General features: G+C 62.1%; 14 protein-coding genes and 1 pseudogene. 9 read left to right on the top strand and 6 right to left on the bottom strand.

Going from position 1 to position 13,798, the window contains the following annotated elements; all coding sequences use genetic code 11:
- Positions 1-24 precede the first annotated feature (24 nt).
- Genes AC0NIE_RS12660 through AC0NIE_RS12645 form a run of 4 tightly spaced genes read left to right on the top strand, consistent with a single transcriptional unit; the run spans position 25 to position 1,792 of the window.
- Complete coding sequence (locus AC0NIE_RS12660) at positions 25-465, top strand: DUF411 domain-containing protein (protein ID WP_473489194.1); 441 nt, start codon at positions 25-27, stop codon at positions 463-465.
- 9 nt (positions 466-474) lie between these two features.
- Entirely contained in the window at positions 475-600 is a 126-nt protein-coding gene (locus AC0NIE_RS12655; protein ID WP_473489195.1) for a hypothetical protein, read from the top strand.
- Entirely contained in the window at positions 597-1,103 is a 507-nt protein-coding gene (locus AC0NIE_RS12650; protein ID WP_473489196.1) for a c-type cytochrome, read from the top strand. The genes AC0NIE_RS12655 and AC0NIE_RS12650 overlap by 4 nt, the downstream gene beginning before the upstream one ends.
- A 32-nt stretch (positions 1,104-1,135) precedes the next feature.
- Positions 1,136-1,792: an SCO family protein gene (locus AC0NIE_RS12645; RefSeq protein WP_473489197.1), complete on the top strand. Its 657-nt coding sequence runs from the start codon at positions 1,136-1,138 to the stop codon at positions 1,790-1,792.
- A 471-nt stretch (positions 1,793-2,263) separates the two neighbouring features.
- Here AC0NIE_RS12645 and rpoD read toward each other — a convergent pair whose 3' ends face one another.
- The 3 genes from rpoD to AC0NIE_RS12630 form a co-directional block, all read right to left on the bottom strand.
- The gene (gene rpoD / locus AC0NIE_RS12640; RefSeq protein WP_029350162.1) at positions 2,264-4,285 is read right to left on the bottom strand and encodes an RNA polymerase sigma factor RpoD; all 2,022 of its coding nucleotides are present in this window, start codon (positions 4,283-4,285) and stop codon (positions 2,264-2,266) included.
- 371 nt (positions 4,286-4,656) lie between these two features.
- Positions 4,657-6,633 (bottom strand): DNA primase, encoded by a 1,977-nt coding sequence (dnaG, locus tag AC0NIE_RS12635; RefSeq protein WP_473489198.1) that lies wholly within the window; start codon positions 6,631-6,633, stop codon positions 4,657-4,659.
- 135 nt (positions 6,634-6,768) lie between these two features.
- Positions 6,769-7,134, bottom strand: coding sequence for an RcnB family protein (locus AC0NIE_RS12630; RefSeq protein ID WP_473489199.1), 366 nt, complete (start codon positions 7,132-7,134; stop codon positions 6,769-6,771).
- A gap of 387 nt (positions 7,135-7,521) precedes the next feature.
- Between AC0NIE_RS12630 and AC0NIE_RS12625 the strand changes: the two genes are divergently transcribed.
- From AC0NIE_RS12625 to AC0NIE_RS12615, 3 genes are all read left to right on the top strand, one after another.
- Positions 7,522-9,186, top strand: a complete 1,665-nt coding sequence (locus tag AC0NIE_RS12625) for a Na/Pi cotransporter family protein (RefSeq protein WP_473489200.1) — start codon at positions 7,522-7,524, stop codon at positions 9,184-9,186.
- Between the two features lie 233 nt (positions 9,187-9,419).
- A complete protein-coding gene (locus AC0NIE_RS12620) occupies positions 9,420-9,629 on the top strand; it encodes a DUF2061 domain-containing protein (RefSeq protein ID WP_095491496.1) in 210 nt (69 codons plus the stop codon).
- Between the two features lie 133 nt (positions 9,630-9,762).
- Positions 9,763-10,944, top strand: coding sequence for an MFS transporter (locus AC0NIE_RS12615; RefSeq protein WP_473489201.1), 1,182 nt, complete (start codon positions 9,763-9,765; stop codon positions 10,942-10,944).
- A 10-nt stretch (positions 10,945-10,954) separates the two neighbouring features.
- On the opposite strand, the pseudogene AC0NIE_RS12610 reads toward AC0NIE_RS12615, so the two are convergent.
- Positions 10,955-11,074 (bottom strand): annotated as a pseudogene (locus AC0NIE_RS12610) (GNAT family N-acetyltransferase); the annotation flags it as partial.
- Positions 11,075-11,169: 95 nt separating this feature from the next.
- Between AC0NIE_RS12610 and AC0NIE_RS12605 the strand changes: the two are divergent.
- Positions 11,170-11,679: a DUF1801 domain-containing protein gene (locus tag AC0NIE_RS12605; protein WP_473489202.1), complete on the top strand. Its 510-nt coding sequence runs from the start codon at positions 11,170-11,172 to the stop codon at positions 11,677-11,679.
- A 13-nt stretch (positions 11,680-11,692) separates the two neighbouring features.
- Here the strand turns inward: AC0NIE_RS12605 and AC0NIE_RS12600 are convergent, their stop codons facing one another.
- Positions 11,693-12,583 carry an arginase family protein gene (locus AC0NIE_RS12600; RefSeq protein ID WP_473489203.1) on the bottom strand — a complete coding sequence of 297 codons (891 nt, stop codon included), beginning with the start codon at positions 12,581-12,583 and terminating at the stop codon, positions 11,693-11,695.
- A gap of 173 nt (positions 12,584-12,756) precedes the next feature.
- Between AC0NIE_RS12600 and AC0NIE_RS12595 the strand changes: the two genes are divergently transcribed.
- Positions 12,757-13,212: a DUF1801 domain-containing protein gene (locus AC0NIE_RS12595; protein WP_473489204.1), complete on the top strand. Its 456-nt coding sequence runs from the start codon at positions 12,757-12,759 to the stop codon at positions 13,210-13,212.
- 81 nt (positions 13,213-13,293) lie between these two features.
- Here the strand turns inward: AC0NIE_RS12595 and AC0NIE_RS12590 are convergent, their stop codons facing one another.
- A complete protein-coding gene (locus AC0NIE_RS12590; RefSeq protein ID WP_292163708.1) occupies positions 13,294-13,743 on the bottom strand; it encodes a GatB/YqeY domain-containing protein in 450 nt (149 codons plus the stop codon).
- Between the last annotated feature and the right edge of the window lie 55 nt (positions 13,744-13,798).

The following is a 13,798-nucleotide window of genomic DNA, read 5'->3' as shown; positions in this document are numbered from 1 at the left end:
CCGAAAAACCGAAAGGAGAAAAACATGTCCAATATTCTGAAAGCTCTCGCCTTTGCGTCCTTGCTCTCCAGTGCCGCTCCGGCGCTTGCCGGCGAAAAGGACGTCACGCTTTACAAGAACCCGCAATGCGGCTGCTGCGAAGGCTATGCCGATTATCTCAGGGAGAACGGCTTCGCGGTCACCGTCAAGCCGACGCACGACCTTTCTGCCATGAGCTGGGAAGCGGGCATTCCGGCGGAAGCCGAGGGCTGCCATCTTTCCTTCATCGACGGCTATGTGGTGAGCGGCCATGTGCCGGTCGGCACGGTCAACAAGCTCTTGACCGAGCGGCCCGACATCAAGGGCGTGACGCTGCCTGGCATGCCAATGGGCTCCCCCGGCATGAGCGGCACGAAAGAGGGCCCGTTCGAGATTCTCGAAATCCAGAAGTCTGGTGGGACCGGCGGCGTCTACGCCAAGGAATAGGAGGCTGCGATGATGGAAGGCACGAGCGGAATGATGATGTGGGTCATGAGCTTCGCGTGGCTGCTCGCCGTGGTTGTGCTCGTCCTTGGGGCGGCAGCACTGGTCAAGTACCTGTTCTTCGGCGGCAGCAAATGAAAAGAACGCCGGTCCTCTTCTCGATGCTCGGGGTGGCTGCGGCAGTCCTTGGATTTTCCTGGCCCTGGCTCTTGGACCGGATGGCCGGCGGCGCCTCGGCTGCCACTGTCGCGCTCGGAAAGACGATCTATGCCGAGCGTTGCGCCACCTGTCATGGCGCCAACCTCGAAGGACAACGCGACTGGAAAAGCCCGCTGCCTTCGGGACGCATGCCGGCTCCGCCGCACGATGCCTCCGGCCACTCCTGGCATCATCCGGACGGCGTGCTCTTCCGTGTCACCAAGGAAGGACCGGCCGCGGTCGTCGGCGGCGGCTACCAGAGCGACATGCCGGCATTTGCGGGTGTGTTGGCCGACGAGGAAATCCGGGCCGTGCTCACCTTCATCAAGAGCACCTGGCCCGAACGGGAACGGCAATATCAGGCGGAGATGAGCCGCCGGGAGCAGGCGCGGTCCGACCTCGCCCCGCCAAATCCCTCCTCAACTGGAAAGCATGGGTTATGAAAGCAAGAATCCTGATCGCAACGCTTTCTCTGTTGCTGGCCGCCGCGCCGCCCGCGCGAGCGCATCATCCGGGCGCCGATCTCGACAAGATGATGGGCAGTGAGGAGAAGTTCTTTCAGATCATCGACGAACCGGCCGCGCCGCCGTTCGAACTGGCCGACGCGGACGGAAAGGCCGTCCGCCTTTCTGATTTCTCGGACAAGATCGTGGTGCTCTACTTCATCTTCGCGAGTTGCACCGATCTGTGTCCAATCCATTCCGAGGTGATCGCGGACGTTCAGCGCAAGGTCAACGCTACGCTGATAAAAGACAGGGTGCAGTTCCTGGCAGTGACAACCGACCCGGTAAGGGACACGTCCGAAGTCCTCGAGGCCTATGGTCCAGCGCATGGATTGGACGCGGGCAACTGGATGTTTTTGACGACACGGCCGGGCCAACCGGACGATACGACCCGGAAACTGTCAGAGGCTTACAATGTACGCTTCGAGCCGCTGGAAGACGGCCAGCAGATGCATGGGGCCGTCACCCACGTCATCGATCGCGGCGGACGCTTCGCTGCCAAGTTCCACGGCCTCAGGTTCGACCCGCTGAATATGGTTCTTTATATCAACGGCCTCACCAACAACGTCCGGAAACCGGCAAAACCCGAGCCCGGCTGGTGGGACAGGCTCAAGGTAATGTTCCGATGAACATTGACGCCACTTTCAGCGATGCCGCGGTTCACGACATATCCATGAGGAAGCGCTGCAACGCATGAATGATTGCTGGGTGGCCGATTCGAATCTGAGGCGAAAGCGACAATGCGCCGCCGAGCTTCCGGAACCACAAAGCGAATGATGCCAGGCGGCCGGTTCCTCATCAGAAGCCTCAGGGGAATCAGAACCGAAATGGCCCTCTCGGTCCCTATGCATGTCGCGCAAAAGTGCGCAGCGGTTTTGCGATAACGACATGCATAAAAACAAAAGCTTAAAGCGCGTAGCATGAATCCGTTCGAACGCGACGCGCTTTAGCCTACGACATCATCCGCAGCATCAATCTCAGATCAGCCCAATCCGCATAGGGCTGCATCCTCGAAATGACCCCGCCAATCAGCGGGATCGTTTCGATTCTCACACTGCCTGCGCAGCGCCCTTCAGAGATTGCCTATCCGTTACCCGGCATCAGCTGTCGAGGAAGCTCCGCAGCTTGCGCGAGCGGCTCGGGTGCTTGAGCTTGCGCAGCGCCTTGGCTTCGATCTGGCGGATGCGCTCGCGGGTGACCGAGAACTGCTGGCCGACCTCCTCCAGCGTGTGGTCGGTGTTCATGCCGATGCCGAAGCGCATTCTGAGCACGCGCTCTTCACGCGGGGTAAGCGAAGCAAGCACCCGCGTCGTCGTCTCGCGCAGATTGGCCTGGATCGCCGCGTCGATCGGCAGAATCGCCATCTTGTCCTCGATGAAATCGCCGAGATGCGAATCCTCCTCGTCGCCGACCGGCGTTTCGAGCGAAATCGGCTCTTTGGCGATCTTCAGCACCTTGCGCACTTTTTCCAGCGGCATGGCGAGCTTTTCCGCCAGTTCCTCCGGCGTCGGCTCGCGTCCGATCTCGTGCAGCATCTGGCGCGAGGTGCGCACGATCTTGTTGATCGTCTCGATCATGTGCACCGGAATGCGGATGGTGCGCGCCTGGTCGGCGATCGAGCGGGTGATCGCTTGCCGGATCCACCACGTCGCATAGGTCGAGAACTTATAGCCGCGGCGGTATTCGAATTTGTCGACCGCCTTCATCAGGCCGATATTGCCTTCCTGGATCAGATCGAGGAACTGCAGGCCGCGATTGGTGTACTTCTTGGCGATGGAAATGACTAGGCGCAGATTGGCCTCCACCATTTCCTTCTTGGCGATCGCGGCTTCGCGCTCGCCCTTCTGCACCTGGTTGACGATCTTGCGGAATTCCAGGATCGAGATCGCCGTTTCGGTGGCGAGGTTCTGGATCTCGGCGCGCAGGTCGCGGATCGCGTCCTTCTCGTTCTTGGTGAATTCCTTCCAGCCGCGCGACGTCAGATTGCCGATCGAGCGCGTCCAGTTGGGATCGAGTTCCGAGCCCTGATACTCCTTCAGGAATTCCTCGCGGCGCACGCCATAGCTTTCGGCCAGCCGCAACAGCTTGCCTTCGTTCTGCACAAGGCGCTTGTTGATGTCGTAGAGCTGCTCGACCAATGCCTCGATGCGCGCCGTGTTCAAGGACAGCGACTTCACCGCCTTGATCAGCTGATCCTTCAGCTCCTTCAGCCGGCGGTCCTGGCTGGGCGACAGCGTGCCGGCGGCAGCCAGCCGGTTCTCGACCTGCTGGTCCTGCAGCTTGCGCAACTTCTTGTAGGTGTCGGCGATGACGTCGAGCGTCTCCATCACCTGCGGGCGCAGCTCCGCTTCCATCGCCGCCAGCGACAGGCTGGCTTCGTCCTCGTCTTCCTCGTCGTCATCAGTCAGACCGCGCGTGTCGCCGCCGACATTGGTGATGTCGTCCTCGTCCTCGCGCGAACGGCGCGGCTTGTCCTCGGTCTTGGCTTCCTCGATCCGCTCGACCACCGGCGCCTGCTTGGCCTCCGGTCCGGCATAGGTCGCTTCGAGGTCGATGATCTCGCGCAAGAGGATCTTCGATTCGTTGAGCTCGTCACGCCAGATGATGATGGCCTGGAAGGTCAGCGGGCTTTCGCACAGGCCCGCGATCATCGTCTCGCGGCCAGCCTCGATGCGCTTGGCAATCGCGATTTCGCCCTCGCGCGACAGAAGCTCGACCGAGCCCATTTCGCGCAGATACATGCGAACCGGATCGTCGGTGCGATCGGTCGGCTCTTTCTTGGTGGTCGTCGCGGCAACGGCGGTACCGGTCTGCTCGGCCAGTTCGTTGGCGTCTTCCTCGGCGTCGGCAGCCGCGTCGGCGGCTTCGGGCTCCTCGCCCTGCTCGTCGTCCTCGACCACGTTGATGCCCATGTCGGAGAGCATGGCCATCGTGTCCTCGATCTGCTCGGAGGTCACTTCCTCCGAGGGCAGCACCGAATTCAGTTCGTCCATGGTGACATAGCCGCGCTTCTTGGCGGCTTTGATCATCTTCTTGACAGCATCGTCGGAAAGGTCGAGCAGAGGGCCATCGGTGGCGCCTTCACGTTCGGTCTCGACCTCTTCCTTTTCTTTTGTCGCCATTCTTTATTTTCTCCAAGCGGCCAAGTATCAAGCCGCGTAAGCTGCCGTACCGGTTAAATCAGATGCGCTCGCTCTAGAACGCGCTTCCCCGGGCCAGTAACTGCATCTCTCGTTAAGTCCAGATTAACCCTGGTATCTGTGGCAGGCTGACTGCCTGTCCAGTGACCGGTACCTCACATCGCTGCATTTCCCGTCGACGCCGGCACGGGTTAACGTTTCGAATCGTCCTGATTCCGTCATTCTGCCCGAAGGTCAAGCGCCTCTCGCATGATTCGCATGAAAAAAGCGAATCAATTACCCGACTTAAAGCGCCGCGGCTGATTCGACGCGCAAGCACGGTTCTGCACTTTCACTCTTTCGTAAGCTTCGACCTACACCCGCCCGGCCCTGCCCGAAGACACGCCGAACCCTTCGATCAGCGCTTCCGTTGCCTGCACATCACGAAATTGCGCCTGGATCTCGACGAGATGCCGGTAGTTTTCGTCCGTGGGATCGCTGGCGAGCGCCGCTTCCGCCTGTTTCAGCTCCTTATGTAAGGTGCGCGCGCTGCGCTGCAAGTGGAGCGCCTGGCTGAAGGCGTCGCGGGCATCGTCAAGTCCGGCTGTTTCGAGCGCCGGCCATTGCCGCGCCCGTTTGATCAGCGCCACCACGCGCGCCCAGATCTCGCCGCAGCCCGCCCGTTCGATGGTCGCGATCACCGCGTTGCGGTCGTTGGCCATGTCATGCGCCATCGCATCGAGAATGGCCGCATGCAATCGCTTCAGATCGGTGTTGGCGAGGTCGAGGAACTCGACATGTGCGAAATTCTCGTCGATCAGCGCCGGATGATTGACAAGGGCTGCGATGATCGTCGCCTCGCGCACCGACATCCCCTCGCCGCCGCGCTTGACTAGCGCCGAGCGGCCAAGGCTTTCGGTAATCGCGGTGCGTCCACCGGCATTGCCGCCGCGTGCGAACTGTCCGCCAGGAGCTGAGCCCTTGCCCTGAAAGCGCCCGCCGGGCCGGCCATCTTGACGCCCCCCTGGATAGCCTTGGCGCGCGCCACGCTGGGTGCCGAAAAAGCTTAGCACCCGCTCGCGCATTTCCTGTTGGTAGTGATAGCGCAAGCTCTCGTCGCGGATGCGGCTGGTCAGTTCGCGCAGCGTCTTTTCCAGTTCCGCCCGCCGTTCCGGCGTGTCGAAGATGCCGCCGGCCGTTTCGCGCACCCACAAAAGGTCGGCGAGCGGCCGCGCCTCGGAAAGCACGGCGCGAAACGCGTCCGGCCCATCGGCCTTGACCAGATCGTCGGGGTCCTTGCCTTCGGGCAGAAGCGCAAAGCGCACCGAGCGGCCTGCCTGGACCGCCGGCAGCGCCATGTCGGCGGCGCGCCACGCCGCCTTCAGTCCGGCCTGGTCGCCATCGAAGCACAGCACCGGCTCGCCGGCCATCCGCCACAGGAGTTCGAGCTGATTTTCCGTCAGCGCGGTGCCGAGCGGCGCCACCACATTCTCGAAACCGGCCTGCGCCAGCGCGATCACGTCCATATAGCCCTCGACGGCGATGACCGTGCCGCCCTTGGCCAGCGCCCCCTTTGCCAGCGCTTGGCGCGCCCGGGCGAAATTATAGAGCACGTTGCCCTTGTGGAAGAGCTCGGTGTCGGGCGAATTCATGTATTTGGCGAGCGCATCGGCTGCCAGCGCCCGCCCGCCAAAGGCGATTATCTTGCCTCTGGAGTCCGGGATCGGGAACATGATGCGGTCGCGGAACCAATCGTAGGAAACCGGAACGTCGTCGCCATGGCGCACCAGCCCGCATGCCTCGATATCGGCCTTGGGAACGCCCTTGGCGGCAAGATGCTCCTTCAGCGCATTGCGGCTGTCGGGCGCATAGCCGAGCCGGAACGACTGCTGCGTCGCCGGCGTCAGCCCGCGGTCGCGCAGATAGGCGCGGGCTTTTGCGCCTTCCGGCCCTTGCAGCCGCTCCTGGAAGAAGGCGGTCGCCATTTCCATGATTTCGGTCAGGCTGGCGCGTTCCTTTTCGCGCCGTTCCTCCTGGGCATCGCGCACCGGCATCGGCACGCCGGCCATGTCGGCGATCTTCTCGACTGCTTCGGGAAAGCTCATCCCGTCGAGTTCGGTGAGGAATTTGAAGTGGTCGCCCGAAACCGAGCAGCCGAAGCAATGGTAGCGGCCCTTCTTGTCCTCGCAATGGAAGGACGGGCTCTTCTCGCCATGGAAGGGACAGCACGCCCAATAATCGCCGCGCGGCGCGTTGGTCTTCTTCCTGTCCCACGCCACGCGCTGGCCGATCACCGATGAAATCGGCACGCGGTCGCGTATCTCGTCGAGGAAGGCAGGTGGAAAGCGCATCGGGAACGGCTCGTTTGTCCTCCATATAATCACGCCGGCGAAACCCGACGACTCCTAATGCGGACCATACCCGGTTTTCACAGGGCAAAAGAAGGCGGCCGTTGCGGGCCGCCTTCTTTCCTATTCCGGCGACGGTCAGTGCGCGGCGATCGCGCCGAAGATGATGCCGGAGACGACGCTGACCAAGAGATAGTCGTTGCCGACGCGGATCCATTCCTGGCCACGGCCCGGACGACGCAGGCCATAGTGGCGATAGTCGCGGATCGGCTGGTGACGCTTCCAGCTCGAATATTTCTGGCCGTTGCGCCAATGGTTCCCCTTCACGATGACTTTCTTCTTCACCACGACGCGCTTCTTCACGTGCCTGTCCGGCTTCTTCCAGTCGACCTGGCTGTGGGTCGACTGCGGCGCGTTCGGTACGTTCAGCGGCGCGGCCTGGCCCTGCAGCGACGTGGCAGCCAGCATCGAGACGGCGACTGCGGAAAGAATGATGCGTTTCATCACGGGTACTCCTTGGTTGTCGATACCCAAGCAATAGGGCCCGAAGAATGAACCGAAACTGAACATGAGAATTACGTTTTTGTAATGATTTCATATATTTATAATAACTAATTCAACACTCCACTCAAACCGGATCTGAAGGTGTCGCCTGCACTGACTGCGCGGTCATCCGGAAGCCGGCCGGCAATGCAACCATTTTGCGATCCATCCATTTCCGACACGCCCTGTCGCGCACCAACAGCCGGCCGAATTGGGCAAAATTTATTATCCGGCTAAAATTAATCGGAGTAGCATCGATCTTTGTAATGCCCTTGATTCGCTCCCTCTTTTGCTCCTTTGCCGTCACGGTGACCGTATCGCTGGCGCCTGTCAGGCTGCGAGCCTGATATGAGCGGTTCAGTCGTTTTGCTGCATCTTGCCGGCGCGGTGGCGCTGATGCTGTTTGCCACCCGGTTGGTGAAGACCGGCGTCGAGCGCGCCTACGGCGATGTGCTGCGCCACAAGCTGCGCGCCACCATGCGCAATCCTTTCATGGCGGTTCTGGCCGGCTGCGGCCTGGCGATCGCGCTGCAAAGTTCCACCGCCGTTACCTTGCTGGTCGGCTCCTTCGCCGGCGCCGGCATTGTCAGCGGCATATCGGGCCAGCTTGCCGTGCGCGGCGCCGAGATCGGCTCGGCGCTGGTGGTCAAGCTGCTCACCTTCGACCTGTCGCTGCTGGTGCCGATCTGTCTTGTCGCCGGCACTGTCATGTTCATGGCCACCGAGCGGCGCGATTGGCGCCAGTTCGGCCGTATCCTGGTCGGCATCGGCCTGCTGGTATTGTCGCTGGAGATGATCGGCCAGGCATCGGAGCCGCTGCGCCAGAGCACGCTGATGCCGGTCATCGTCGATTACTTTTCCAGCGACCCGGTCACCGCCTATCTCCTGGCGGCGCTGGTCACCTGGCTGTTTCATTCCTCGATCGCCGCGGTGCTGCTGATGGTGACGCTGGCCGGTCGCGGCTTCATCCCGCCCGAACTTGGCATCGTGCTGGTGCTCGGCGTCAATCTGGGCTCGTCGATCATCGCACCGCTGCTCACCCGCAACGCAGACCCGGGTGTGCGTGTCGTACCGATCGGCAATCTCCTGATGCGCGGCATGGGCTCTCTGGCCATGCTGATCCTGTTTATGTGGTTGAAGCCGCCGGTCGCCTTTATCGGCGCCACCGTGCCCGACCAGATCGTCAACGCGCATGTTCTGTTCAACATCCTGATCCTGGTTGCCGGCCTGCCACTGGCCGGCCTCGTCTACCGCGTTTCGGAAAAGATCGTGGCGCTCGGCACCAAACCGGCGCCGGCCGATGCGCTCGACGTCGTCGAGCTTTCCGCGCTCAACGACAGCGCCCTGGACGTGCCGAGCCAGGCGCTGGCCAACGCCACCCGCGAGGTGGTGCGGGTCTGCGAGACGGTCGAGATCATGCTGAAGCGCATCATCGAGCTCTATGAGAGCGCCGACGCCGACAAGATCAAGGCGCTGGCCGCGCTCGACGACCGCGTCGACAAGAAACATGCGTCGATAAAGCTCTACCTGGCCAAGGTGACCAGGAACCCGCTGAGCGAGGACGAGGCGCTGCGCTGCCAGGAGTTGATCGGCGCCTGCGTCAAGCTCGAACAGGTCGGCGACATCATCGTGCGCAACATGCTGGTGCATGTCAGAAAGAAGCTCGAGCGCGGGCTGGAGTTCACGCCCGAGGGCTGGCGCGAGCTTAGCGCCTTCCACGCCTCGGTGCTCGCCAACGCACGGCTTGCCTTCAACGTGCTGGTCTCGCGCGATCCGGAGACCGCCCGCCAGCTGGTGCTCGAAAAGGATCGGCTGCGCGACCGCGAGAAGGAGACCAGCGCCAGCCATTTCGTGCGGCTGCGCGACGGCACCGCCAAGAGCGTCGAGACCAGTTCCATCCATCTCGACACCATCCGCGACCTGAAGCAGATCAACTCACTGCTCGCCTCGATGGCCTATCCCGTGCTCGAGGAACGCGGCCTGCTCACCGGTTCGCGGCTGAAGGCGGGATAGACTGGGCCTGCAGGCGGAAGCCAATTGCCCGACCATCAGCGCGGCAATTGCTTCGAGCCAGCCGCGAAAATTAGCCTTTGCTCAACCTCCCGTCTGTCGGCTAGAGCATTTTGCAGCCAGACGCCTTCATTTGGCGTCCGACAGAATGCCTCAACAAAGACGTGGGGCGCGGTTTTGGCTCCACCAAACGCAAAGCGCTCTAAGGATCGGTCAATCCGCCGGGAGAAAAGTAAATGGATACCCACTCGCGCAGTTTCGCCAAGGCGCTTTCCTGGCGCGTCACCGGCACCATCGACACGATGATCATTTCGCTCGTCGTGACAGGCAGCATCAAGCTCGCTGCGGCCATCGGCCTGACCGAAGTCATCACCAAGTCGCTGCTCTATTATTTTCACGAGCGGGCGTGGCTGAAAATTCCCTATGGGAGGAAGACGACCATCTAGCGCTTGCCGGATGCGGCCGGAGCCTGCCTGAACCGATCAAGAAAACCTAAAGCGGCGTCGACAATTTCTGGATTGCCCGCGGCTCTCGTTCGTGATTTGAGGCCATCTCATTCAAGGATCGCCTCCCAGCGCCATGCTTCCCCTTATCGCCCTGTTCATCGCTGCGTTCGCATTCGGCACCACCGAATTCGTCATCGCCGGCGTGCTGCCGCAAGTTGCCGATGGCCTCGGCGTCTCCATCCCAACTGCCGGCTACCTCGTCTCCGGCTACGCCGGTGGGATCGCGATCGGCGGACCGCTGTTGACGCTCGCCACCAAGACGATTTCCCGCAAGGCCTTGCTGGTTGGCCTTGCCGCAGCCTTCACCATCGGCCAGGCCGCCTGCGCCCTTGCACCCGACTTCGCCTCCATGTTGCTGCTGCGGATTGCGGTGGCCGTGGCGCACGGCGCCTATTTCGGCGTCGCGATGGTGGTCGCGGTCGGCCTGGTCCGCCACGACCAGCGTGGAATGGCCGTGGCGCTCATCCTGTCGGGCCTCACGGTCTCCAATGTCATCGGCGTGCCGGCCGGCACGGCGATCGGCAACATATGGGGTTGGCGCGCGACGTTCTGGGTGATGTGCGCGCTTGGAGTGGCGTCCATCGCTGCCATGACCGTGCTGCTGCCGCGCAAGACGGGATCGTCGCGCCAGTCCGTCAGTTTCGGCAGCGAGGTTCGCGTGCTCGCACGCCAGCAGGTCTGGACGTCGCTGATCCTCATGCTGATGCTGATGATCGGCCAGTTCGGCCTCTTCACCTACATCACACCGACGCTGCTTGAAATCACCGGCCTCGACAAGAGCCTCGTGCCCTGGGTGCTCCTGCTCAACGGTGTCGGCGCGACGATCGGCGTCTTCCTTGGCGGGCGGCTCGCCGACTGGAAACTGATGCCGTCGCTCATCACCATGCTTTTCATGCAGGCGGTGACACTTGCCGTCATTTACGCCGTCAGCCCGTACCCGGTGCCGATGGTCGTAGCGATCACTATCTGGGGCGGTCTCAGCTTTGCCATCGGCACGCCGATCCAGACCCGGATCCTGACCTGGACGGCGGATGCCTCCAACCTCGCCTCATCGCTCATCCCGGCCGGCTTCAATGTCGGCATCGCGCTGGCCGCCTCGCTCGGCGCTGCCATGCTCAATGCCGGTTATGGCTATCGCAGCCTGCCGGTGGTTGGCGCCATTGCCATGCTGGTCGCCGTGGCGGTCGCGCTTGCCTCGCATGTCTGGGAGTGGCGCCGCAACACGACGCCACCGCTACCGGCTGCAGCCGAGTAGACAGCAGACTCTACAAATCGATCCGGCGTAGGCTTTCGGCGCCGCCATAGGCAGCATCCTCGAAGAAACGCCCGACGAGCCGTCCGCCATTGGCCAGCACCACCTTCTGCGGGGCGAGATTTACGGGTCTGGGCGGAGATCAACAGGATTCGGAAGTTGATCTTCAGGGACGGCTTTCTAAAATCAGATATCATCGACTACACACTACCACTTGGAGTGAACCCAATGGCCGGCAACACGTCCGAGAAATCGGCGAAGGCCGTCGCCGAGCGGGCCGCTACGAAGGCGACCAAACCGCGCAAGGCGACGCCGAAGCCGCAGTCCGGCAAGGCCGCGAAGCCGACCCTCCTTGCAGGCGGCAACCCCCAGATCGCGAAGGCCGAAGGCGACGCTCCCGTGCAGGCCTACATCGCGGCCATGCCGGGCTGGAAAAGCGACATCGGGCGCCGTCTCGACGCGATCATCGAGGGCACCGTGCCGGGCGTGCACAAGGCAGTCAAATGGAACTCGCCGTTTTACGGCATCGAAGGCCAGGGCTGGTTCCTGTCGCTCCACGTCTTCACCCGCTACGTCAAAGTGACCTTCTTCCGAGGCACGTCGCTGCGTCCTCTTCCTCTCGGCGAGTCCAAGCACAAGGAAGTGCGCTATCTCGATATTTATGAGGACCAGCTCGACGAAGCTCAGTTCGCCGCTTGGGTGAAGCAAGCCAGCCAATTGCCAGGCGAACGACTGTGAGATGCATCGCGAATTAGCCAAGGGCGTCCGCAAGAACCTCATTCAAGCGTGCAAACGCGGTGGGCTCGTCTGGCGCATGGGCCGGATTAACTTCTGTGACGGTCAGGCCGCGCCATTGCTGCAGGGCGGTCAACTGCTTTAGCACGAAGGCGGCTTGCTCCAGTTTGAGACCGTCGCAACGGCGCACATTCTCAGCAATCGGGAAATCGATAAAGGAGAGCACATCGACATCGAAGTGAATAAGCACGCAGTCAAAGCGCGCCGCCCATTCGGCCGCGCGCGCCGCCGCCGCCTCGATATCACTCAAAGCCTCCTCACGCGATATAACCTTGACCGCATTATCTCTGATGGCGGCGGCTTCGGGCGGAGTGATATTCTCGACGCCGAAATAGAGGAGCTGCTGAGGCACGAGCATCGGACGGGTTGGGCCGAGCCCGGCGAGCGAAGGCTCGCGTCCCGGGATGTCGAGCAGATGAGCGACACCAGTCCAGTCCAAGGCGCCGTCGCTCGTGTCAGGTGTGTTGAGATCGGCGTCAAAGTCTATGTAGACGAGTCCGATCCGCGCGCCGGCCGCGTTCGCTCCAGCGACCGTTCCCAGCTCCACAGTACAATCGCCGCCTAAGACAAGCACGTCTTCCTGCGCTGCAATCGCCGTCGCCACGTGGCTTGCGACCAAGTCACAGGCCCCGCGCACGGCCTCCAGGTTCATGGCCTGCGGCCGCGAGGGATCCGGCCGCCACCGGAACGATGCAACATCGCCATGGTCCCTGACGGCTCTGCCTCGGCTCGCGAGCGCTTCTGCGAGCCCATGTCGCCGAAACGCCGCGGGGGCTCGTTCCTGCCCCGGCGAATAGGCGCCGGCGCTGGTGGCGGCGCCGATAATGTTCAACAGACGCGCCGCCAAAATCGAAGCTCCATTTTCGTATGATCCTCGTTGCAAAACGGGTCTGGAGGGAGGAAGGTTCCTCCTCGACGTCGAGAGTTTGTCGCCCGCGCCGGAAGGGCAAACGGCTTGCCGCATTGATGCCGTCGTGAGACGCCGGACGCCGAACGTTCTCAAAGCCACTGGGACCAATCATGACCAAAGCGACAACAGCCATGAAGAAGAGCGGCTCGATGGAAGGAGCAGGAGGAGACACTCCCTCTCAGTTGATAGATGCGAGAATCAACGAGCTGAGCGATTGGCGGGGCGAGATGCTCGCTCGGGTCAGAACCCTCATCAAGCAGGCCGATCCCGAAGTGGTCGAGGAGTGGAAGTGGAGAGGGGTTCCGGTGTGGGAGCACGCCGGAATAATCTGCACCGGTGAGACGTACAAGAATGTCGTCAAGATGACCTTCGCCAAGGGCGCCTCGCTGGAGGATCCTTCAGGCCTCTTCAACTCCAGCCTCGAAGGCAACACCAGGCGCGCTATCGATATCCATGAGGGCGACAAGATCGATGAAGAGGCGTTGAAGGCGCTCATTCGCGGCGCCGTGGCACTGAACATGTCGGGGCGAGCTACCGCCCGCTCTCAGAAACCAAAGGGCGCTTGAGGATCATCAACAACCGGCCAGCGCTGCTCCTTGCGGCCGCCTCCTTCACGGCCTTGAGCATCGCTGCAGCCGGGAAAATCCCTACTGCAGCAGTCCCTTGACGATGCCGCTCGCCTTGGAGAAATCCATCTGGCCCGCGTATTTCTCCTTGAGTGCAGCCATCACCTTGCCCATGTCCTTGACGCCGCTGGCACCGGTCTCGGCGATGGCGGCGCGGATCGCCGTTTCGGTTTCTGCCTGACCCAGTTGCGTCGGCAGGAAATCGCGGATGATGGCCATCTCGTCGCGCTCCTGCGCGGCAAGCTCCGGCCGCTTGCCGTCGTCGAAAGCCTTGGCCGACTCCTCGCGCTGCTTTACCATCTTGGCCAGGATCTGCAGGATCTCGTCATCGCTGGCCGGTTCTTTGCCGGCGCCGCGATTGGCGATGTCGCGATCGTGAATGGCCGCCTGGATCAGCCGCAATGTCGGCAGCCGGCGCTTGTCCTGCGCCTTCATCGCGCTCTTCAGGGATTCGGCGATTTTGCCGCGCATGATGCTTTCTCCTTCGAATGCGACGAACAATAGCCGTGCCGAAACCCCAAGGCAA

Source organism: Mesorhizobium sp. WSM4842, assembly GCF_055901575.1.
The sequence above is the reverse complement of the archived record's forward strand: the minus strand, read 5'-3'. Positions and strand labels throughout refer to the sequence as shown.

What these genes read in the sequence shown, in the direction of transcription:
- AC0NIE_RS12660 (WP_473489194.1), top strand. Translation starts at nt 25, where the DNA reads ATGTCCAATATTCTGAAAGCTCTCGCCTTTGCGTCCTTGCTCTCCAGT.
- AC0NIE_RS12655 (WP_473489195.1), top strand. Translation starts at nt 475, where the DNA reads ATGATGGAAGGCACGAGCGGAATGATGATGTGGGTCATGAGCTTCGCG.
- AC0NIE_RS12650 (WP_473489196.1), top strand. Translation starts at nt 597, where the DNA reads ATGAAAAGAACGCCGGTCCTCTTCTCGATGCTCGGGGTGGCTGCGGCA.
- rpoD (WP_029350162.1), bottom strand. Translation starts at nt 4,285, where the DNA reads ATGGCGACAAAAGAAAAGGAAGAGGTCGAGACCGAACGTGAAGGCGCC.
- dnaG (WP_473489198.1), bottom strand. Translation starts at nt 6,633, where the DNA reads ATGCGCTTTCCACCTGCCTTCCTCGACGAGATACGCGACCGCGTGCCG.
- AC0NIE_RS12630 (WP_473489199.1), bottom strand. Translation starts at nt 7,134, where the DNA reads ATGAAACGCATCATTCTTTCCGCAGTCGCCGTCTCGATGCTGGCTGCC.
- AC0NIE_RS12625 (WP_473489200.1), top strand. Translation starts at nt 7,522, where the DNA reads ATGAGCGGTTCAGTCGTTTTGCTGCATCTTGCCGGCGCGGTGGCGCTG.
- AC0NIE_RS12620 (WP_095491496.1), top strand. Translation starts at nt 9,420, where the DNA reads ATGGATACCCACTCGCGCAGTTTCGCCAAGGCGCTTTCCTGGCGCGTC.
- AC0NIE_RS12615 (WP_473489201.1), top strand. Translation starts at nt 9,763, where the DNA reads ATGCTTCCCCTTATCGCCCTGTTCATCGCTGCGTTCGCATTCGGCACC.
- AC0NIE_RS12605 (WP_473489202.1), top strand. Translation starts at nt 11,170, where the DNA reads ATGGCCGGCAACACGTCCGAGAAATCGGCGAAGGCCGTCGCCGAGCGG.
- AC0NIE_RS12595 (WP_473489204.1), top strand. Translation starts at nt 12,757, where the DNA reads ATGACCAAAGCGACAACAGCCATGAAGAAGAGCGGCTCGATGGAAGGA.
- AC0NIE_RS12590 (WP_292163708.1), bottom strand. Translation starts at nt 13,743, where the DNA reads ATGCGCGGCAAAATCGCCGAATCCCTGAAGAGCGCGATGAAGGCGCAG.